This is a genomic window from Rossellomorea sp. NPDC077527 (assembly GCF_044542955.1).
GTDB lineage: Bacteria > Bacillota > Bacilli > Bacillales > Bacillaceae_B > Rossellomorea > Rossellomorea aquimaris_E.
The window spans coordinates 1-21,002 of the sequence record NZ_JBITVL010000008.1; the positions used below are offsets into that span (position 1 = coordinate 1).

Annotated in this window: 22 protein-coding genes; 3 read left to right on the top strand and 19 right to left on the bottom strand. The window is 41.2% G+C overall.

Going from position 1 to position 21,002, the window contains the following annotated elements:
• Window positions 1-288 precede the first annotated feature (288 nt).
• From ACIGG7_RS20915 to ACIGG7_RS20960, 10 genes are all read right to left on the bottom strand, one after another.
• Complete coding sequence (locus ACIGG7_RS20915) at window positions 289-1,062, bottom strand: HAD-IIB family hydrolase (RefSeq protein ID WP_397550932.1); 774 nt, start codon at window positions 1,060-1,062, stop codon at window positions 289-291.
• 54 nt (window positions 1,063-1,116) lie between these two features.
• Window positions 1,117-1,578, bottom strand: a complete 462-nt coding sequence (locus ACIGG7_RS20920) for a DinB family protein (protein ID WP_397550933.1) — start codon at window positions 1,576-1,578, stop codon at window positions 1,117-1,119.
• Window positions 1,579-1,638: 60 nt separating this feature from the next.
• Window positions 1,639-2,073 carry a hypothetical protein gene (locus tag ACIGG7_RS20925; protein ID WP_397550934.1) on the bottom strand — a complete coding sequence of 145 codons (435 nt, stop codon included), beginning with the start codon at window positions 2,071-2,073 and terminating at the stop codon, window positions 1,639-1,641.
• 464 nt (window positions 2,074-2,537) lie between these two features.
• Entirely contained in the window at window positions 2,538-3,902 is a 1,365-nt protein-coding gene (locus ACIGG7_RS20930) for an NAD(FAD)-utilizing dehydrogenase (protein ID WP_397550935.1), read from the bottom strand.
• A gap of 15 nt (window positions 3,903-3,917) precedes the next feature.
• On the bottom strand, window positions 3,918-4,766 hold the full coding sequence (locus ACIGG7_RS20935) for a DUF2785 domain-containing protein (protein WP_397550936.1): 849 nt from the start codon (window positions 4,764-4,766) through the stop codon (window positions 3,918-3,920).
• A 67-nt stretch (window positions 4,767-4,833) separates the two neighbouring features.
• The gene (locus tag ACIGG7_RS20940) at window positions 4,834-6,060 is read right to left on the bottom strand and encodes an MFS transporter (RefSeq protein ID WP_397550937.1); all 1,227 of its coding nucleotides are present in this window, start codon (window positions 6,058-6,060) and stop codon (window positions 4,834-4,836) included.
• A gap of 14 nt (window positions 6,061-6,074) precedes the next feature.
• Entirely contained in the window at window positions 6,075-7,118 is a 1,044-nt protein-coding gene (locus ACIGG7_RS20945) for an ArsR/SmtB family transcription factor (RefSeq protein ID WP_397550938.1), read from the bottom strand.
• A 393-nt stretch (window positions 7,119-7,511) separates the two neighbouring features.
• Window positions 7,512-8,582 carry a dual-specificity RNA methyltransferase RlmN gene (gene rlmN, locus ACIGG7_RS20950; protein WP_224940934.1) on the bottom strand — a complete coding sequence of 357 codons (1,071 nt, stop codon included), beginning with the start codon at window positions 8,580-8,582 and terminating at the stop codon, window positions 7,512-7,514.
• A gap of 130 nt (window positions 8,583-8,712) precedes the next feature.
• The gene (locus ACIGG7_RS20955) at window positions 8,713-9,354 is read right to left on the bottom strand and encodes a FusB/FusC family EF-G-binding protein (RefSeq protein WP_397550939.1); all 642 of its coding nucleotides are present in this window, start codon (window positions 9,352-9,354) and stop codon (window positions 8,713-8,715) included.
• A 148-nt stretch (window positions 9,355-9,502) separates the two neighbouring features.
• Window positions 9,503-9,769 carry a CD3324 family protein gene (locus ACIGG7_RS20960; protein ID WP_224940936.1) on the bottom strand — a complete coding sequence of 89 codons (267 nt, stop codon included), beginning with the start codon at window positions 9,767-9,769 and terminating at the stop codon, window positions 9,503-9,505.
• Window positions 9,770-10,078: 309 nt separating this feature from the next.
• Here ACIGG7_RS20960 and ACIGG7_RS20965 point away from each other — a divergent pair, with 309 nt between their 5' ends.
• Complete coding sequence (locus tag ACIGG7_RS20965; protein ID WP_397550940.1) at window positions 10,079-10,621, top strand: GNAT family N-acetyltransferase; 543 nt, start codon at window positions 10,079-10,081, stop codon at window positions 10,619-10,621.
• Window positions 10,622-10,673: 52 nt separating this feature from the next.
• Here the strand turns inward: ACIGG7_RS20965 and ACIGG7_RS20970 are convergent, their stop codons facing one another.
• The 6 genes from ACIGG7_RS20970 to ACIGG7_RS20995 form a co-directional block, all read right to left on the bottom strand.
• On the bottom strand, window positions 10,674-11,360 hold the full coding sequence (locus tag ACIGG7_RS20970) for a serine hydrolase (protein ID WP_397550941.1): 687 nt from the start codon (window positions 11,358-11,360) through the stop codon (window positions 10,674-10,676).
• Window positions 11,350-12,171: an MBL fold metallo-hydrolase gene (locus ACIGG7_RS20975; RefSeq protein WP_397550942.1), complete on the bottom strand. Its 822-nt coding sequence runs from the start codon at window positions 12,169-12,171 to the stop codon at window positions 11,350-11,352. The genes ACIGG7_RS20970 and ACIGG7_RS20975 overlap by 11 nt, the downstream gene beginning before the upstream one ends.
• A 111-nt stretch (window positions 12,172-12,282) precedes the next feature.
• Window positions 12,283-12,849: a GNAT family N-acetyltransferase gene (locus ACIGG7_RS20980; protein ID WP_397550943.1), complete on the bottom strand. Its 567-nt coding sequence runs from the start codon at window positions 12,847-12,849 to the stop codon at window positions 12,283-12,285.
• 89 nt (window positions 12,850-12,938) lie between these two features.
• Complete coding sequence (locus ACIGG7_RS20985; RefSeq protein WP_263628070.1) at window positions 12,939-13,067, bottom strand: hypothetical protein; 129 nt, start codon at window positions 13,065-13,067, stop codon at window positions 12,939-12,941.
• Window positions 13,068-13,224: 157 nt separating this feature from the next.
• On the bottom strand, window positions 13,225-13,965 hold the full coding sequence (locus ACIGG7_RS20990; protein ID WP_397550944.1) for a class I SAM-dependent methyltransferase: 741 nt from the start codon (window positions 13,963-13,965) through the stop codon (window positions 13,225-13,227).
• 49 nt (window positions 13,966-14,014) lie between these two features.
• Window positions 14,015-14,698: a Type 1 glutamine amidotransferase-like domain-containing protein gene (locus ACIGG7_RS20995; protein ID WP_397550945.1), complete on the bottom strand. Its 684-nt coding sequence runs from the start codon at window positions 14,696-14,698 to the stop codon at window positions 14,015-14,017.
• Window positions 14,699-15,000: 302 nt separating this feature from the next.
• Here ACIGG7_RS20995 and ACIGG7_RS21000 point away from each other — a divergent pair, with 302 nt between their 5' ends.
• Entirely contained in the window at window positions 15,001-16,632 is a 1,632-nt protein-coding gene (locus ACIGG7_RS21000) for a M4 family metallopeptidase (RefSeq protein WP_397550946.1), read from the top strand.
• A gap of 120 nt (window positions 16,633-16,752) precedes the next feature.
• Here ACIGG7_RS21000 and ACIGG7_RS21005 read toward each other — a convergent pair whose 3' ends face one another.
• On the bottom strand, window positions 16,753-18,237 hold the full coding sequence (locus ACIGG7_RS21005) for a SulP family inorganic anion transporter (protein WP_224940944.1): 1,485 nt from the start codon (window positions 18,235-18,237) through the stop codon (window positions 16,753-16,755).
• Window positions 18,238-18,502: 265 nt separating this feature from the next.
• On the opposite strand from ACIGG7_RS21005, the gene ACIGG7_RS21010 reads away from it, so the two are divergent.
• The gene (locus ACIGG7_RS21010; protein ID WP_397550947.1) at window positions 18,503-18,919 is read left to right on the top strand and encodes a universal stress protein; all 417 of its coding nucleotides are present in this window, start codon (window positions 18,503-18,505) and stop codon (window positions 18,917-18,919) included.
• Between the two features lie 29 nt (window positions 18,920-18,948).
• On the opposite strand, the gene ACIGG7_RS21015 is transcribed toward ACIGG7_RS21010, so the two are convergent.
• Both ACIGG7_RS21015 and ACIGG7_RS21020 read right to left on the bottom strand, forming a co-directional pair.
• Complete coding sequence (locus ACIGG7_RS21015; protein WP_397550948.1) at window positions 18,949-19,719, bottom strand: alpha/beta hydrolase; 771 nt, start codon at window positions 19,717-19,719, stop codon at window positions 18,949-18,951.
• A gap of 149 nt (window positions 19,720-19,868) precedes the next feature.
• The gene (locus tag ACIGG7_RS21020; protein ID WP_397550949.1) at window positions 19,869-20,918 is read right to left on the bottom strand and encodes a M14 family metallopeptidase; all 1,050 of its coding nucleotides are present in this window, start codon (window positions 20,916-20,918) and stop codon (window positions 19,869-19,871) included.
• Window positions 20,919-21,002 lie beyond the last annotated feature (84 nt).

Genomic DNA, 21,002 nt, shown 5'->3' on the forward strand with positions numbered 1-21,002 from the left:
AATCAAGGTTAAAACGAAAAAGTCCGGTAGCTTATCGGGTTAACACCGAATTAGCTGCATAGAAAATAAGTGTCCAACTTTATGGGTCCAGTGCATTTTTTGCTGAGGAGGCTCGGCCGAACGTCCGTGGAAAGCGGGACTGTTCCCTTCACCCTCCTGTACTACAACCTAAATAACAGAGCATCGTAAATTTTAGTTTGTATGCGTATAGCAACAATCTTTGCGAAAACAGCCTTATTAAAAGACGAAAAGCTGGTAAAAAGGGAAGCTACCCCTTTTCCAGCTTTTTTATTTTCTTATTTCGCTGTATGTATAAGACAATTCCTTTAGTTTTTTAATGATCTCATCTTCAAAATCACCAGTGAGAGGAATCTGTTCATCGGCAATGTCAGAAAGTCCATCATGGTATCCTATCATGACAGAATGCTTCGCATTGCTGAACATACTCATATCATTTGCATCATTGCCGAATGCTATATAGTTCTCTGCCTTGACTCCAAATGTCGAGAGCGCACTCCATTTATGTATATTGGCTGGACTGATATCCACTACATTTTCATTCCCATGGATGTTCAGAACAATATCCATTTGTTCCAATTGTTTTGTTAGATCTTGAAAATGAGTGGATGTTAACAACAGAATCTTCACGATTGAATTCAACGATGCAACTGGCAGGGATTGGGCCAGATTCGCTGGGTCCAGAAAATCAAGGATGGGATGATTGTTTGGACCAGTGTAAGCATAATCCCATTCACTATCGATTAAATAAGTGGCTTCATATCGATGGATTAATTCAAGTATCTTCCCAAGGTCCTCATCCTGAAAGGAAGTTGAGTGCACGATTTCTCCTTCATGATAAAGAAGAGATCCATTCCCTCCGATTAATGGAAAAGAATGCAATCTCACATCCAGGACGGGAAGCATATCCCTGATCGGTCTGGCTGATGCAAAATATAGTTCGTGTCCACATGACTTCAATTCGAGCAAGCATTGGACAATTCTTTCTGATACTGGCTCCCCCTTAAAGCAAATCGTTCCATCTAAGTCGAATACAAATTTCATATGTACCATCCTTTCTTCATATTACGGAATCTTATTTTATACATTTGATTCACATTATCTAAATATCAAATCACTCGACACAGGCTTTATTCCAATCTCCCTTGCCCATACAGATAATTGGCCCATATGATGGATCTCGTGTGTCACAATATGCTGAAGTACCTTTTTGTATGTAAAAGTGTATGAGTTACCTGACTTGGATGTCATCGTGAATTCCTTTTTTTCATAGGCAGGTGTCCATAATGAGAGAATGTTTTCTGTCTGTTGACGAGTCTCTCTGGAAAATCCAATGACTTCATCAAGTGTCGAAATGCTGTGAAGATCCTTTCTTATAACAGGTGTCCCCTGCAGCTGGTTCATCCAAATTTGTTCACAATCCGCTACATGAAAGAGGTTCTTTAAAATGCTCCCCATCCCTCCTGTACGCTCTTTCAATAACTCTTCAGGATCAATGTCCCTGCACCATTCAAACCAATCATCCCTTACTTGCCAATTGTAAGTAAAAATTTCCAACATATTTACACGTCCTTTTATCTAGTAATTTGAAACCGTCATACAGTGAATAATCCAGTTTCTCTACGTATACGCCATCCAAAAAGAAATCCCCCAACTCAAAACAAAAAACAGCAGACTGGCAACGAAATAGGGACTCTTATTAGAAGAACTCACAGATTCATATTCATATTTAAACTGATTATTGGTTATGAACTTAGCGGCTGTTGAAGCCTGATTAATTCCTGCGCGCTTAGAGATATTGGTGAACCATCCCAGTGCGAAGAAACAGAGACTTAATATGAACGCAGTATCCATCAGACCCCATCCTCCCATAGAGCTGGCCATTATCGTAGCAGCCGCCATTAGCGTAAATAGGATGAAGACAATTGTAATGGAGAGGAATTTTGCAGGAATAACTCTTTCTAACATTCTGCTGAATTGGTCAATGAAGAAAGCAATTCCAGTTCCTATGATAAGGATGATAATAGTTAGTAAAATGTTGAAGTAGTAATACATGTGGGTTTACCTCCGTTCATCATTAAATTTAGAGGGTAAGGTAAAATAAGATACCATCAATTATTCCGAGACATAAAAGGGATATTAATATCGGTTTTCTTCCCCCTCCTCTTTTAAAATGAAAATATACTAACCCAAAATAAATGAATCCCACTGTGATGAGGCATAGAAAGAATTCTCCTACCATGTTCCTATCTACATGGATGACTTGAACCCATTCAAAATCCTCGTTGAGATCCAGCGGGACTGTGAAGAACATGACTCCCCATCCAACGAAAATAAAAATTCCTATTAGTCGAAAGAAAGAATACATACTCATCTGCTTCTTAGGTGGATGCTCTTTACTCCTCTCAAGTTCATTACTGATTTTCTCCACTCGTAATTCCATAAAAAAACCTTTCTGCCTACACTTCCCTACTAATACGAAAGAACAAACAGAAAGGTTTCAAATTATTCTAAATTTATCAATTTTTGGCATTTTCGTTCCCTAAATACTTTCCTAAATATATGCCGCTAGCCGCTGCCTGAGATAAGGAATGTGTTTCTCCAGAGCAATCCCCTATCAAGTACAGATTCGACACTTCTGTCTCAAAGTTCTCTTTTGTCGGCAATTTAGGCTCATAGAATTTCGCGTCCAAACCGTATAAAAGCGTATCAGGGTGTACCCTCTCACCGATGAGATCTTCCACACAAGCAAGAAACTCCTCAAGTGCCATCCCGTACAATTCCGGAACCTCCTCCCTTACACTCCCGCATTCCCCATTGAGGGACGGACCTACACTATTTTCTTGAAGTGATGTTGTCTTTCTATTGAATTGAAAATCTTCCAGCCTTTGAACAACAATCCGCTCTCGTCCTTGATTGATGCCTCCGATGATGTTTACTGCATAGTCCATCGCCTGATCATGTGAAGGAAAATAGCTTGGAACAAATAAGCTGAAATTTAGATTTGCGCTCGGTGTATCTTCTTCACGGGCATTTTGTCCATCCGGCATCACTACACCATGCTGGTGTTTACGAATGATCCTCCCACGGGGATTCATGCAATAGGTGGTAGCACTGAACGTTTCTCTTTCAATCTTCAGCTTCGTTTCAAACGTATCCTGCAGGATCGAATGAAGCTGATTGCCTTTCATTTCTACGCGAATGCCTAAATCCAAACGAGTTTCACCGGGATGCAGCCCCAAAGACTCAGTTTGTTTTTTCAACCAGGCGCTACCGCTCATTCCAGTTCCAATCACTACTTTTCCAGTGGTAAACTTCTCATTATCTGATTGAATGTGAAAGCCGTCTTCATGTTTTGAGATGGTATCAATGGTGGTTTCAAAACTGAAAGAGACCTGCTTCTTAAGGACCTCATACATTTTTTGAAAAACTTCATTCGCCAAACGTGTCCCCAAATGACGAACCTCTGTTGATAGCATCTTTAATCCCACCTTCGCAGCCCTGTCTGAAAGGATCTCATTCCTGGTACTGTAGGAAGGGATGACATTACCGCCAAACTCGCAAAGGATTTCGTCCACTTCTCTCATCAATTCAAGGGTGGACTGCTTTCCGATCTTCCTGCCAAGCTCTCCACCGAAGTCATTCGTATAATTGAATTTCCCCTCTGATTTCCCAAGACCGGCAAAACCGATATATTTGCAGCACTGCCCTTTGCATGTACACTCTTTACCTTGATCCAATCCACACACACGCTCACTCAGTTCTTTCCCTATATCAACCATGTGAATGGATACATGCTCATTTTGTTTCATCAACGTATACGCAAGGAACACACTGCTCACACCTGCGCCTATGATGGTTATGTCGTAATGCTTCGGTTGCATCGTCTGCCCCTCCTCTTAGCTGTAATCGTGCCTGTGCCACTTCTTCAGTACAGCATCAATATGATCCATTGATTTGCTTCCTTCAGCTTTCCATTTAAGTCGGAAATAACTTGTTTTATAGAATTGTTCGATTGTCATTTTCTTTCTAAAGAAAGGGATGGAATAACCTTCTTCCTCATATAGCCTGTTCACTGTACTGGACAATCCAGTGAGCCATAAATATAGATCTTCTTCAGCCATTCCCTTATCAAGAAGGGATTCTATGGCATAAAATAATCGTCCTTCCTCTTCATCTATATAAGTAACATCCTTGAATAAACAGGTTTCTATTACGCGTAGACTTCTTTTGTAAAACTCCTTAGGAAAGGCAGGATGTTTGATCACTTCCACTAAATAATCCGCTCCGTGTGCAATGCTGTGCGCCCAACCTTTCCCTTCTACATATCCGCGAGTGTCTGCTTCCCTCTCTAAATAGTCGAAACACGCCTCAAATGCTGAAGTGACCTTTTCAACGGGCATAAAGGATGTTGTCCGGTCCTTATCAAGAAGCAACGCCAGGACCAATGATGAGAATGCCCTTGTGAAAACCGAGTCATCTTCCTTCATTCCAATCCCGCAAAACAAATGGTGTTCGTCCATACACGTATCAAACAGAAATAGCATTTGTTCAGGTGACAGGTGATTTCCTTCCATCATTCTGTAAAAGCTTGTATAAATCAATTTATCCCTTAGTTCCCCGTCGGTGGATCCAATATTGTGGATCATTTCTTTCAATAATGCATCCAAATTCAATTCTTTTATGTATTCTGGCTGTGTAAAATCAATACCCGTTAATGATTCTTTCAATTGTGCTTCCGTTATCATATTTCAATTCTCCCCGCTATAAGTCTATTTTTATCGTACCATAAAATAATATGATAGGTCCGTCCCTCTATTTATCTTTTAAGCTACGATGTAAGTAGGGGATAGAGGCGAGAGTCGAGATGGCCCCGGCAAGCGTGATAGTCTGGTTTGTTCCTATGGCTTCTGCTGACACGCCTGCCAAAAAGGCTGCAAGTGGCATAAAGATCCACGTCATGAGACGGCAAGTTGCCTGAACCCTTCCCAACAAGTGATCTGGTGTCAACGTTTGCCGGATAGTAAGGATGCACGGACTCATCATTGATGCACAAAACGTGCCGACCGCATTCATGAAGACAAGCCACAAAAAGGATTCCATCAATCCGAAACAGAGAATCGAAAGCCCTCCGACTACAGATGCAGTAAATAAAATACTGCGATAAGAAAAATGCTTACGAAAGAGGCTAGAAGAAACTGCTCCGAGAATGGCTCCTGCACCACCCATTGATAATAACCATCCTATCTTGACCGTGTTTAGATGGATGGAATCTTTCAGGTGAAACACTAGTAATGTAAGAAACAAAGTCGTTCCAAAAACGGATGTTACCATAGCCAGATTGGTATAAAAAATGGGTTTGGTCTTAACGACAAATTCAAATCCCTCTCGGATTCCACCCCATATGGATGTACCGGTTGAGACTCTTTCCTTCTCTTTCATGCGAAGACTCGCAACTGCAAAGAAAGAAACCAGGAAACTGACACTGTTGATCAGTAAGGCATACCCTGGATTATAGAAGGAAAGAATCAATCCGCCCAAACCAGGTGCTAAAAAAACCGCCAAATTGAATATCCCTGAATTCAGTGAATTGACAGCCTGAAGATCTTCTTTTCTAACCAGGACCGGAATCGAGGCAAATTGTGATGTATTGTAGAGTTGGCTCAGTAATCCAATCCCGAATACCACTGGATACACCATCCAGATCTCCAGAGCACCTACTATAAATAAAACCCCGATCGCGCCAACAAGTATACATCGTCCCAAATCACATGCCAGGAGCAGGTGTTTTCGGTTAAATCGATCAGACAAGATTCCGGCAAATGGCTGCAGTAGAATTGGCAACCGTTCAAGAGCTGCCACTACCCCCATACTCACTGGTGAACCAGTGATCGATAATACCATCAAAGGAATTGCGATTAAATAAATTTGATCTCCGAAAAAGGATATCAGATTCCCGCCCATAAACCTGAAAACAGAATAGTTTTTCTTTAAGGGCGGGAAGCCATCCTGTTGATTGTGCCTGACTGCAGGCTCTCCCATCTCCGTTCCCCCTACTATTTCGTTAAATAGTGCATCAATTCATTCGATAATGATTGAACAGCATTCTCTTTCAAATGATACTTTCCTTCGTGGGTATCAACGAGCCTTGCAGACCTGAGGATTTTCAAATGGTGATGGACCGTGGATTTCCCCATATTCAGTTCATTGGTGATTTCTTGCAAGGTTCGCTCCGACCTTTTCAACAATTTCACCATCCGAAGGCGCGCCTCATCTCCTAAAGCTTTATGTTTTTGAACGAGGAAATAATTTGGCATATCCTGCTCATCCGGATAGATACTCTCATTGGCTACCGGGTAATAAAACACCTTTACGCCTTCAATATCCCCTTCCACATTCCAAGGTCGATAAATCGCCTGGGGGATGAGGAGTACTGTATGGACAGCCGGTTCAGCTAAATAGGTGATACCGCCAGTTGCCCATTCCACTAAAGCCTCAGAATTGAGCTTTTCACTCATCTCTTTCTTAGACTGTCTATCCCTTGTCAATATGGCAGCTAGTGTCTCTTGTTCAGGTAAAATCACCTCTTCATACCAACGGGTCATTACACTCATTAAATGCTTCTTGAGGTTGTTCACATTTGTAGTGCAAATGAATTCAATATAGCCTGGATAATACGGGTTATCTTCCGTCTGTTCTTTCAATCTGTCCCGTGATGCCATATCCCCTTTTGAAGCGAGCATTCGAAATTCCTGAAATTTTAGCCCTATGTAGGGAATACAAAGGAAAATGATTTCTTCCTCTTCCAAAGCATCCACATATGTGATGAACTCATGCAGGGTTTGAAATTCTTTTTGATGCAATAACAGAAGAAGGGATTTCCATGTATTATTCTTTTCTACATAATCCAAATCCTGAATCAGGGAACGGGATAGGGACTTTTTTAACTTGTCCCATGATGCTTTGGGTCTTTCTAACGTATCAATGAGCCTGGTATTGGTGATGGCAGCAATCCCTAGTGCACATTCCCATAGCAAGGAAGCTTCTATTTTCACGTCGTATGTTTCTCTTTTCCGACTGGTCATATGGAGCACATCCACATTGAAACACCTCTCATCCAAAAATTTCTTTCTATGTACATTCTATAATTACTGAATATATAATTCAATATAATTCGAATTGTATTTCCATTTCATTTAAATACGGTGTTCATCATACGTTTTTTGAAGATTCGGTAGTAAACTGGGATATTTTCTTGCTTCTATAGGAAAATAGCCTAAGTAGATGCCTATTGAAACGAGGAACTAGTTAGTTGATCACCGTAATTGCGTCATTTTTTCTCTTGATTGCGTCATTACTTATTTTATTGCGTCATAATTCCTGGAATTGCGTCAAAACCTATGTGAATAGCGTCTTTTTACAAATAAAGGAAAATTCACATTAAAAAAGCACATGAATCTCCTTGAGAGTTTCATGTGCTCCATAAAAATCTTTTACGATTTTACTTTATCTTTCTTAATCTGCTTACTTCTCAACTGACCGCAGGCAGCATCGATATCCGTACCCTGCTCTACGCGCACTCCACAGTTAATCCCGTGTTCGAGTAAAGTACCGTAAAATTCTACGATCGCTTCTTTTGTACTTCGTTGATATTGGTTATGTTCGTCAACCGGATTATAAGGAATCAGGTTCACGTATGAAAGGTGACGCTTATTTTTCAGCAATTTTGCCAGCTGTAGGGCTTCTTCTTTATGATCGTTCACATCACTTAATAGAATATACTCAAATGTGATCCGGCGATTGGTCTTTTCTAGATAATAATCGATGGCCGGCATGAGTTTTTCCAACGGATACGCACGATTGATTTTCATGATTCTTGTACGCAATTCATTGTTAGGTGCATGAAGTGAGACAGCCAGGTTGATTTGAATATTTTCATCGGCAAATTTATAAATTTTATCTGCCAGTCCGCTAGTGGAAACGGTAATATGACGCGCACCGATGGAAAGACCTTTCTGGTCATTCACTACACGGAAGAAGTCCATCATATTATCATAGTTATCGAATGGCTCACCGATTCCCATCACCACGATATGGCTGACACGTTCTCCGTTACCTGCTTCATCGAGGTGGTGCTGCACGTTCATGATCTGTTCAACAATTTCTCCGCTTGATAAATCTCGATTCTTCTTCAACAGTCCACTTGCACAGAATGTACAACCAATATTACATCCTACCTGTGTCGTGACACACACACTCAAGCCATAGTTGAATCGCATCAATACGGTTTCAATCAGGTTTCCATCGTCAAGCTTGAATAAGAATTTGATCGTACCATCCTTTGATTCCTGCTTGATTTCCTGAGTGAGCGTGTGAAGATAGAAGTTCTCCTCCAGAAGCTGAACGCAGTCTGAATTCAGGTTCTTCATATCCGCAAAGTTTGTCACTCTTTTTTTATATAACCAGTCCCACACTTGAGATGCGCGGAATTTTTTTTGTCCGTTTTCAACGAGCCAAGACGTCAGTTGATCTAATGTTAATCCATATATGGATTTCTTTTCCATTTAAAACCCTCATTTCAAAACTCTACAATTTTCTACTTATCTATACTACTTAAAGTATAGGAATGTTTCAAGGGATTTATAAGTGTTGTGAAGAATTGGAATTCCGTAATAAGGTAACCTTGAATTCATGTTAAAGGTTGATTCTCTCGATGAAATCTTCCAGTTTTTCTTTGTCTTTCAGCTTTTCATTGCATTCATCACTGTCCTGACAAATATAATTTCCCTTTTTCACATAGGTTCCATGAGCAGATTTTTTAGATTCAGACATATAGAACCCGATGCTTCCGAAAGAATGACAGATCGTGCATATCCCTTTCTTACTGCTATTTTTAAACGTACCTTTAAACCCTTTCAGTTTCCCATTGCTTTCTGCTACAATGTATTTTCTCTCTTGAGCATGATCATTCCATCCTAAGTAGGAGACACTCTTTACGTCAACTTGATTCCAGTCTGGTGTCTTCAGTTTTTTCACCTTGGGGAATAGTTTTTTGACCGACGCGTCACTAAGGGTTTGAAACGGGATTACGTACGCTTTTAACCCCATCAGATAATCCTCGGCTTGGTCCTGATCCCTGATTTCAATGATGTGTTCAAGAACCCGCTGTTGTGAAGGGGACAATTCCCCGAACAAATTCAGCACTTTGTCCTTCGCCAGACCTTTCAATGCTTGTAATACACCAAGGTCATTCACGGCTCTATACCCATTGATCAACACCTGTGTTTGATACGTAATAAAATTATATTGATCATTCCGAATAAATGGTTCCATCATAATCGCTCCTAAAACATTTGTCATTATGTTGAGTACCTTTTAATGCTGGCAACAAAGATACACTTATACTATAAACTTTGAATGAAACGTTGGATATGTATCGTTTCATTTCTAATTAATTTATCCATAACAAAAAGCACTGAAATATTCAGCGCTTCTGATATACGATTTTTTTGATTGTTTCAATGGAAAGATAATATTCTTCAGCTAATTCAGGAATGGTCGTTCCATTCGAAAAAGCAGCTTTGATAGCCTTATTTCGTTGATCGATCACCCTTCTACTGCCGGAAAGGCTTCCCCATTTTTGGTGCTTCTCTTTTTCTTTTGGGATATAAAGGGTTTCTCCTTGAACGTATTTCTGTATCTCGCTCAACAACGATTGAGGTAACACACTTTCAGCTTTTACATATTTCATTTCGGTCAGCTCCTTATTTTCTCATGTATACAGTCAATAAGGTGCAAAGCCGACTTACTAGAAATGACTTTTTCGGGCGATTATATGAGATTCCGCCCCATGCAAAGTATCGCCATTCTAATATCAGGCTTTGCATGAGACGCACGGGACTCTGGTAAGAAGCTTTTCATTACCATGTCACCACCTCCTTTGAATCGTTTTCTTCTATTATAATTTAGATTTCTTTACTTCACAGTATATTTCAACCTATCCCTTTAAATACAGTTAATATGGTATAATCTTCTAAATATCAAAAAGGAGATGTTTTCCATGTTTTCATTCACCGTTGATCAAGATATATCTATCGAATTATTTCAACAGCAACATAAAGAGGAGCTTTACGAACTGATTGATTCCAACCGGGAACATCTTCGCCAGTGGCTTCTATGGGTCGATAAACGTCAATCTCCAAAGGATTTGGAACCCATCATTCCTATCTGGATAAGGAATTATGCAGATAACAACGGATTCGATGCAGGGATACGTTATAGAGGTGACCTAGTCGGCATGATCGGGCTTCATTACATTGATTGGAAAACAAAAAGCACTAGTATCGGATACCTCCTTTCCGAAGACGCACAGGGCAAAGGGATCATCACTCGTGCCGTTTCCTCCCTATTAAACTATCTATTTGAGGAGATGGAACTAAACAGGGTAGAAATACAGTGTGCTGTCAACAATAGTAAAAGCATCGGAATCCCGGAACGACTGGGATTCACTAAAGAAGGAATCACCCGTGATGGTCAATGGCTGTATGATCATTACGAAGACATTGTAACCTACAGTCTATTGAAAAAAGACTGGATGGGTTAGTCCGTTGGGTGATATGTCACAGCCAGCTTAGGGTGTCGAAGCTGGCTATTTTTTAGCGATTAGGACTGCGAATCTCTTCTACATACTCCATTACCACTTCGCCAATCCTGTTCATCACTTTTTCCAGTGAGGTCCATTGAACAGTAGGATCCTTGGATTGAAGTAGACCGATTACTACGATACGCCTGCTATCTACCTCTATGAAGCCCACGTCATTGCATACTCCTTCTAACCCACCCGTCATATGGTACCATTGATCGTTAAATCGGAAACCGTCGGGATCATCCTGGTCTTTCATCCCCTGTAATACACTTTCTATATCATCCGGATTTAACCTCTCATGAAATAACGGTTCCATCATTTTATATATTCCTGACGGAGTGCCGATATTGCTCACAATATCACGATTGTGGGATGAAACCTTACAATCAATATCCAGCTCCTGTAATAATTCATTCAGGTGCTGATCAGGAAGTTTTTGAAGCAGGTTTGAATATGCCGTATTGCTGTGTTCACGAATAGCAAAATAGACATCTTCCTTAACTTCAGAACAATCATGCCCCGAAACAAGTATGGCCGTTATCCATTTTGCGATGCTTGCAAGCGGGAACCATTCATCCTCGTTGATTGTAACGGAAAAATCCGTCCCCATGTCATGCATATAAAAACCGAATGTCATATCAGGTGGAATCAGGTTGATGATATTCCAGCGAAATGCCCCAAACTCTTCACGTCTCAAACAATACCCCCTCCAACGCCTTCACATATCGATCTGCAGACATTTGAACTCTTTCATGGGCATTTTCCTTCACAACCCGATGGAAGGCATTGTATAGACGGGCAAAAGTCAATTTACCTACCACCTCAGCCATCTCTTTTACTTTCATCGCAGGAAGGGGGATGAGATTTGGGTAGCTGTACATGAAGCTGACCCACTCCGTATCAGCCACAACCTGGATGATATCCCCTGTCAATAGGATTCCATTGTTGTTGAAACCTTCTTTCCATTCGAGGACCGCTCCGCCCTTGAAATGCCCGCCAAGACGGTGAATGGTAATTCCATTATGTAATTCCAGGGACTCTCCCGACCAATAAACAATCCTTTCACTTTCCCTCATTACCCATTTCCGGTCATCCTCATGGATATATATGGGCACATCGAAAACCTCCGCCCACTCTACCTGTGTGGAATAATAATGGGGATGTGATAATGCAATGGCATCCAAGCCACCAAATCTCGTAATCTCACTGATCGTCTCTTCATCCAGATAGGAGATGCAGTCCCACAGAAGGTTGAATCCTTCTTGCTGAACGAGATATGCTGTCTGACCAATCGCGAATTCAGGCATTGTTTTCACACTATATAAGCCTGACTCCTCAAGGATGATCTTATTTCTGAACGACTCCCCCTTCATATTCTCCAAAGTGGTCCAGCTTTGACCGGCTGGGCTTACATATTGTCTTTCTTCCTCACAAATCTTGCAATGCTCGGGGACCTCCATTGATTCTTCATATTGAACTCCACATGTTTCACATAAGTAATGTTGCATACTAAAACCTCCTTTAAATGGTAAAAATAATAACATTATCATTCTATCGAACTATTGATAATTTGCAAAATTTTCCTTATCATACCACTTTATTGTATCTATACTTCCTTCCTATTTCTCAGCAATTTTCCCGTATACACAGGTGTCCGTTAAACGTTTTCCGTCAACGGAGAGGTCTTCATTTCGAAGAATTCCCTCCAATTTATATCCAAGCCTTTCAGGAATCGCCCTGCTTTTATGATTCGTGGATTCACATCGTATTTCCACCCTTTTTCCACCCAGCTCAGTCAAAGCAAATTCTGTTAATTCGCGGACCGCTTCTACCATATACCCATAGCCGCTCATCCTGGTGTCGATCCAATATCCGATTTCCAACTTCGGGACACTCCAGTCGATATTATGAAACCCGGTTGAACCGACAAACTCATCGGTATTTTTCAAAAATACCAGGTATCTCAGACTTTCTCTTGTTAGAAATTTCGCATGTGCTTGACGGGTGTTTGACTCCGTCTCTTCCACTTCAGGATTACTTAGGGCAAAACCGAGCCACTGCTGTAATTCAGATAAGGAAGCTTTAATCGCAGCATTCACCTTAATGCCATCTCCGGGCCGGGGCATCCTTAATGTTAATCTTTCAGTTTCAATCACCATTGGTATATCCAATAATACTGGGTTCATTTCTAAACACTCCTCTAAATCAAAAGTAAAAAACCCCCGCCCTCAAGAAATGAATCTTGAGGACGAGAGTCTCGTGGTACCACCTCAGTTTACCGGCATGTCACCATACCGACCTTAACGGATACAGAATATCCGGACTCTGTAACGGGAGTTCCCGATGTTTTCACTGCGTGGGGCAGCTTTGAACATAGCTCCGAGCCTTTCGTCATTACTACCATGATGGCCCTTTTCCAGCGACAGGGCTCTCTGTTCATCACTTAAATACCAATGACCTTCTCATCAATACCAAATTGGAAATATTTTAAATTATTGAAATTATAAGGGAATAAACTTCATCCTGTCAATACTATCTTTAGAATCTTTTATTCTCTATGATCAAGTGGATTTTCTCGAAGTAACAATCAGAAAGGATGGTCGTCTTTCTTCATTTTTCAGACTAGGAATCTTAGTCAAACCTTCCGGAGTAGGCATGGGTTCAAGCACCCTTTCCAACATAAAGCCATTTTGGATCAGCCCATTAATCAACGTTGGTATCGTGCGGTGATATTTAATGACACCGTCCACGTACCAATGCTGCTCCCGTTTCCCTTCAAGACGGTAATGATCAAGTGCCCAGTGAAGCCGTTCTCCATCAGCATCCCTCCACCAGTTATTCATGTCTTTACGGGCGGTCACGATTGGGTGTTCAATCGAATAAATAAATATCCCGTCTCTCTTTAAAACGGTGTGAAGCTTCCGAACGAGTGAATCGTAGTCTTTTATATAATGAAGGGAAAGTGAACTAACGATAACATCAAATGCCTCTCCATCCCAATTCATCTCTTCAATTGGACAGCAGATATATTGTATCTTTCCGTTTGGATTGACCTTCTGTGCGCGATTGATCATCTTGCTGGAAATATCCACTCCAATAACCGATGAAGCACCCATTTCAATACAATATCTCGATAATTCGCCTGTACCGCATCCGAGATCCATTACTCGTTTCCCCATAAGGTCCGGCAGCTCTTCTTTCATGGCCGGCTGTTCAAGAAAGTCGTTATAAGTTATTCCCGATTCTCGCAAATTCATATACCCTTCGAAAAATACGGGATCGTCATAAATATTTTGTTTCATTTGTCTCCCTCTTTCTGCACTAATCGTTTCTTACATGTTCGGAACCTTATTAAGAAAATGAGAAAAACTCTTTCGGCTCAACTCTTTTCTTCATCTTGTCCACATCAAAGACATAAGCAGGTTCTGTACCCATAATTTCCATTCTCCCATTCTTCACTTGTAAGCCTGTCTCTTCATTAAGGGCTATGACCGGCTTAGAATATGTATCGATGAATCGGTGAATCAGATCGTCATTATAAGTATCATAATGGCACCATATAGAATAATCCCCCAAGTAAGATAATCCGCTCCTGTCCCTTAATTGAACATCATTATTGTCCATATGCTCACACGTGGCAAGATGGCTTCCCATCACTATGGCCCCGGCACTTCCCCCATAGATCAGCCCACCTTCATCTATGAAAGTGGTCAATTGAGAACTGAATCCAGATTGTAAGATATCGTGCATCAAACTGAACGTGTTCCCACCACCTATATAAACAGCTCCGAACTTCATAAGATCCTTGGAAGTCTTCCCCCTCAAGTCCGTCCACATCGTAATATCGGTTATTCCAAATGGATCCATTACACTATATATCCACTTATAACAATCCTCGTATGAAATATGTGCTGTATTCATCGCTATAGGAACATATAATAATGGCTTTCCACTGCCCAACTCACCCGCAAACACCCTGTCAATCTCATATGTCTGCTCCTTATCCCCACCGCCCGAAAGATACAAAGTACTCAATTCATCTCCCCCTTTACTGGAGGGACGGACCTCCAATATTTGATCCCTAATAATGTTAATTATAGCAATAAATAGGGTTCAGTCGAATATTTGATGTGAAATTGGAGGTCCGTCCCTCTCTCATTATCACAAATTTCTTAATTTTGGAAAATGCCGTGTTATCATGAAAATTTTCCAGATTTGACCTTATTAACAGGCGGTTTTGACCTGAAAATAGTCCCGGATTTTCTCAATACCGCCTTTGACTATCCTGTGATATTCTTAATTTGTTTGAATTATTAGAAAAAAGAGGAGGAATTGGAATGAAAAAGAAAAAGATCTTGAGTATGGGGCTATCGGTGGGAATACTTTCCGGAATGATGGCGACAAGCAGTCTTGCTGCACCTGCTGGCAATGCACATTTCCAAATGAATAAGAAAGCGGGTACACCTGAATTTGTATCGGGTCTCTTATCCGCTCCTTCTGGAAAAGATGCTGAGTCCATTGTCCTTTCTTTTGTAAATCAGAACAAATCTACATTCAAACTTGCTAATCAAAAAGCAGACGAGCAGTTCAAGGTGATTTCTGAAGAAAAGGACAGCCTTGGAAACACAGTCGTCCGCATTCAGCAAACGTATCAAGGTATTCCTGTCTGGGGTTCCACACAATCAGCAGTCGTGAAGGAAAATGGCGTTCTCCAGGCGTTTTCCGGCTCAGTGGTGGCAGAACTGGATGAAAAAATGTCATCCTCAAAAAAGAAAATAAGTGCGAAGAAAGCCACAAAGCTTGCTAAGGCTGATCTGGGCATCAATCCAAAATTACAAAAAGATATAAAGCCGGAACTAGTCGTATATACAGATGGAGATCAGACTGCATTCGCTTATTTTATAAACATAAATTACTTGGAACCATCTCCTGGTAACTGGAATTACTTTATAGACGCGGGGACAGGGGAGATCCTGAATAAATACAATGACATGCATGAAGTCAGCGGAACGAATCAAGTTGGGACCGGTAAAGGTGTATTGGGAGAAACAAAACCACTAAACACGACTCTTTCTAGCGGTAAGTACTATTTACAGGATAATACAAGGGGAAGTGGTATATTTACATACAACATGAATAACCGTACATTCTTCCCGCAATTTTTCTTACCTGGGACCTTATGGTCAGATAGTGATAACGTGTTGAATGCTTCATACGACGCTCCAGCCGTGGACGCACATTATTTCGCAGGAGTCACGTATGATTATTATAAAGATCATTTCAATCGAAATTCCTATGACAATCAAGGTGCTAAGTTAGTCTCCTCCGTTCATTACAGCAGCGGGTATAACAACGCATTCTGGAACGGTTCACAGATGGTATATGGTGACGGTGATGGCACTACATTCGCCCCTCTATCAGGCGGTATAGACGTCGTTGCACACGAACTCACCCATGCGGTTACAGACTCTTCTTCTGACCTTGTTTATCAGAATGAATCAGGTGCTTTGAATGAAGCCATATCTGATATTTTTGGAACGTTGGTCGAGTATGAGAATGGATCTAATCCTGACTTTGAAATTGGTGAAGATATATACACGCCGGGCACTTCCGGAGATGCCCTTCGTTCTATGAGCAATCCCGCGAAATATGGGGATCCCGACCATTATTCTAAACGATATACGGGAACGGCTGACAACGGCGGGGTTCATACAAATAGCGGAATCATCAACAAGCAAGCCTACTTATTAAGTGAAGGTGGTACGCATTATGGTGTAACAGTCCCAGGAATCGGACGTGATAAGCTAGGAGATATTTACTACCGCATGAATACTGTTTACCTTACAGCCTCTTCCACATTCAGCCAGGCAAGAGCAGCAGCAGTTCAATCAGCTACAGATTTATATGGAAGCACGTCAGCTGAAGTCAATGCTGTGAAACTTTCCTTCAACGCTGTCGGAATCAATTAATACAGAACCATGAGCAGAGATATTTTCTCTGCTCATGTGTTATTTACATTGATGATGTCACATTATCACAAAAAATAAGAAAAGTCCTTGATCCACAGATCAAGGACTTTTCGTTCGTTCTTAGTGATTTGCCGCTTTATCTAAACCACCTGGCTTATTGTGAACAGCCAGATTATTAATTAACTTATTACTTTCCGTGTTCAATCCGGTCAAATTGACTTTTACACCATTTTGATGGTACTTGATTACGACTTTATCAATTGCTCCAACTGCAGAATCATCCCACAGGTGAGCGTGAGTCAGATCGAGAGTCACTTCGCTGATATCTTCATTGAAATCAAAGCTGTCTACAAACTCAGTGACAGAAGCAAAGAATAACTGTCCCGACACTCTGTATACCTTCTTGTGAGTTTCTCCCGAAGCCATAGACGTGATTTTGACCTTCGAAATTTTAGAAGCGAAGAATACCGCACTTAGAATAATACCTACCAGTACACCTTTAGATAAGTCATGGGTCATTAATACAGTCCCCACCGTTGCAAACATCACAAGTGAATCAGTGAAAGGTGTTTTATGCAGGTTCCTTAGAGATGACCAATCAAACGTACCGATTGATACCATAAACATTACACCAACCAGTGCAGCCATCGGGATTTGAACAAGGAAATCGTTTAATACTAGAATCAAAATCATTAAGAATACTCCGGCTACAAGGGCTGAAAGTCTGCCTCTGCCTCCCGATTTCACGTTGATGACGGATTGTCCGATCATTGCACAACCTGCCATTCCTCCAAAGAAACCGGAAACGATATTGGCCATACCCTGGCCTCTCGCCTCTTTGTTCTTGTCACTTGATGTATCTGTCATATCATCTACGATCGAAGCTGTCAGAAGTGACTCTACCAATCCAACCACCGCAATCGATAGGGAATATGGAAAGATAATCTGCAATGTTTCGAATGTAAAAGGAATATCCGGAATCAAAAATATAGGAAGTGTCTGTGTTAACTCACCCATATCTCCGACTGTACGGACACCACTTCCAGTCAACACCGCAAACACCGTCACAGCAATGATCGCTACTAACGCAGATGGAACTGCCTTAGTGAAACGAGGCAAAATGTAGATGATGGCAAGTGCCCCTGCTACCATGGCGTACATCATCCATGACTCTCCAACAAAATGAGGTAATTGCGCCGAGAAAATCAGAATAGCTAATGCATTCACGAATCCAACCATAACAGAGCGTGGCACAAACTTCATTAGACGTCCTAACTTCAGGACCCCCATGATAATTTGGATCACCCCTGTTAAGATGGTTGCTGCCAGTAAGTATTGTAACCCGTGATCAGCCACAAGCGTCGTCATTAAAAGGGCCGTTGCACCTGTTGCAGCGGAAATCATACCTGGTCGACCACCTACGAATGCTATAACCACTGCAATACAGAAGGAAGCATAAAGCCCAATCATCGGATCGACTCCGGCAATAATGGAAAATGCAATCGCCTCAGGAATCAATGCCATGGCCACTACGATCCCTGACAGTACATCCCCTTTCACATTTCCAAACCATTCATATTTTACTTTTTCACTCAAAATCATCATGCACCTCTTCCTATTAAATTGTGACTTTCAACTCTCATGAAAGTCGGGGCCGTTTGACACAAGGCACATTATATAATGGATGAATACATTTGTGAAATCTCAATGAAAGCGCAATCAATTATTTTTACCTCTTATTTACTTCCGTTTTCACCCTCATTCTACTCACCTTCAATAACTTGTAAAAAAAACATAGATTTCTTTAAAGGATTATGAAAAATTTAATAGAACTACATAGTAAACACTTTCATGGGATGGAGGACAAATTATGTTCAGGAAGATACTACTTGCTACAGACGGTTCGGAACATGCCTTACGGGCAGGAGAAAAAGCAATTGCTCTCGCAAATTGCCAGGATGGTTCAAAAATCGATATTGTATATGTGATAGATGGAAAACACTCTAAAGAAGATGTTCTGCATCATTGGGGTATGGATGCGAGCGACAAACGCAGGCAAAAGCTTCAAATGATCGAGCAAAAAGCGAAACATGATGGAATTCAGTATGAAATCATCTTTTTACATGGAGAACCTGGACCCACTATAGTGGAGTACGCGAATAAACATGAATTTGATGCACTTGTCATCGGAAGTCGCGGGTTAAACGCTTTTCAGGAAATGGTTCTTGGAAGTGTAAGCCATAAAGTAGCAAAGCGGGCAAAATGTCCCGTCATGATTGTGAAATAAAGAAAGACTCCCAATATGGAAGTCTTTCCTCAAATCTTAAACAAATAATCAAAGATCTTCGGTACCCTTTCTCTCCATGCCATTTCGTTATGCTCAGCACCTTCAACAATCTCAAACCGACAATCCTGCACGCTGTCTTTGAGTAAGCGATAGACCTTCCTGCTTGAATCGATATAGGTGAGATCATTGATCGATTCGGTATTTTCCTTGGTTCCGATATCCATATAAAAACGCTCCACTGCTGATAAATCGCTGTCTTCTATATACTTCTCAATTTCATCCTGGTTAAACCAGTAGGCAGATGATATCGAAGCCACCCTTTTAAAGATATGTGGATACTTACACGCTGCATAAGTAGAGATCAATCCACCCATGGAGCTTCCGGCCATGCTCGTCTCTCCTGGAATGGTCCGATACTTGCGATCGATCATGGGTTTTAATTCATTCACGATGAACTCGATATAAGCTTTTCCCTCCCCACCGATCGACTTTCGATCAGCTGAAAACACATCCGACATCGCTCTGCTTTCCCATGGCCCATATTCGTCGAGCCTGTTCAATCCCTCATTGCAGTCAATTCCCACCACAATAAGCTCCATCTTTTCTTTTTCTATGTATTCCCCGATTCTCCATGCCATTCCATATCCAGCATCTTCATCACGGTAAAGGTTTTGTCCGTCATGCATATAAAGTACTCTGTAGCTTTTCGGTGCTGCATCATGGTAATCTTCCGGTAGATACACACGGACAGTCCTTTTTCGATTTAAAGGAGTCATGGTTACTTCAAAATGCTCATACATCCGTTAGGCACCTCCATTCCTATTTTATTTCAAGTGTAGCATGAAAAGAGTTGTAAAGGTTTTATTATGTAATAAGATTTTGAACCTGTCCTATTATAAAAGAGGTGCACATCCTTCTACAGGATGTGCACCTTCATTCACTTCTTACCTTATTCAGTCTCACTTCTATTATAGGAGCTCTCGGGTAGAGTATCCCAGAATGATGTATCCGCTTCCTCAATGGAACCATCTGCAATCGCCTTTGCGGTTGCTTCCAAACTGATGACCGCTTGTTTTATAAGATATCCATTGCTCTTTTGTCCAAGAACATAATCTTCTCTATAATGATCGGCCATGCCTCTCATCTCAAAAAGAAGCGTCGCAATCCCATATTCAACCGCAAGGCCATTTCGGCTTATCGTTGGAGCTGAGCCACCGATGTATTTTGACAATGTACCGAATCCGCGGCTTTCTACTGTGTTGTATAAGACTGCCCCCAGCTGCTTTGATTTTTCTACCACTTCAGGATCTACATCTTCATTGGTTGGATATAAAATCGAACCAGATACCAGCTCATCAGTATCCCCAAGAGTGGTTTCTGCACCTTGATGATGAAGGTCGATCATATAATCAGGACGATATTTCTGAAGTACATTTTCATGAAGTGCCTTCGTTTCAGGCTGGTTACGGTCAACATGATCACGATTCAGGTCCACTTCATTCGCATTGTATCTTGTGTGAGTTCCCGCTACATAGTCATCCAGAGAAAAATCCACATCCCCCTCAGCACCATCGACATTCAATCGGGGAGCGACCAGTATATTTACGTTTTCAAGCATCTCTTTCACTTCTTGTGAGTTGGAAGTAAGATGCTTGATGAATTGAAGGGCGCCTTCTGTTGTCAACGCTTCATTCCCGTGCTGCTGTGTTAAATAAAGAACTGTAGGATTTTCATCGTTATTCCCGAATTTCGCGAGGTAAAGATCTCTTCCTTTTACAGATTGACCATATACTTCTAATGAAAGAGCGTCAGACTTCTGATCTAAATGTTGAAGCATTTTCACCATTTCTTCGTAGCTATGAAGACGCTCGTTCTTAATCGTCTCATTCCCATTGTAATCCGGTCCACCTGCCAGAACATTGACACCAGGTGTCGACAAACTGATTCCAGATGCTACCAGAGCACCTGTAAGGGCTCCAATCACTAATTTCTTCTTCATTATGTATTCCTCCTTTATTTCGTCTCTCTAATATACTTAGAGTTGTCATCAATAAAACCCTTTCAAATACAATAAAATGAAACA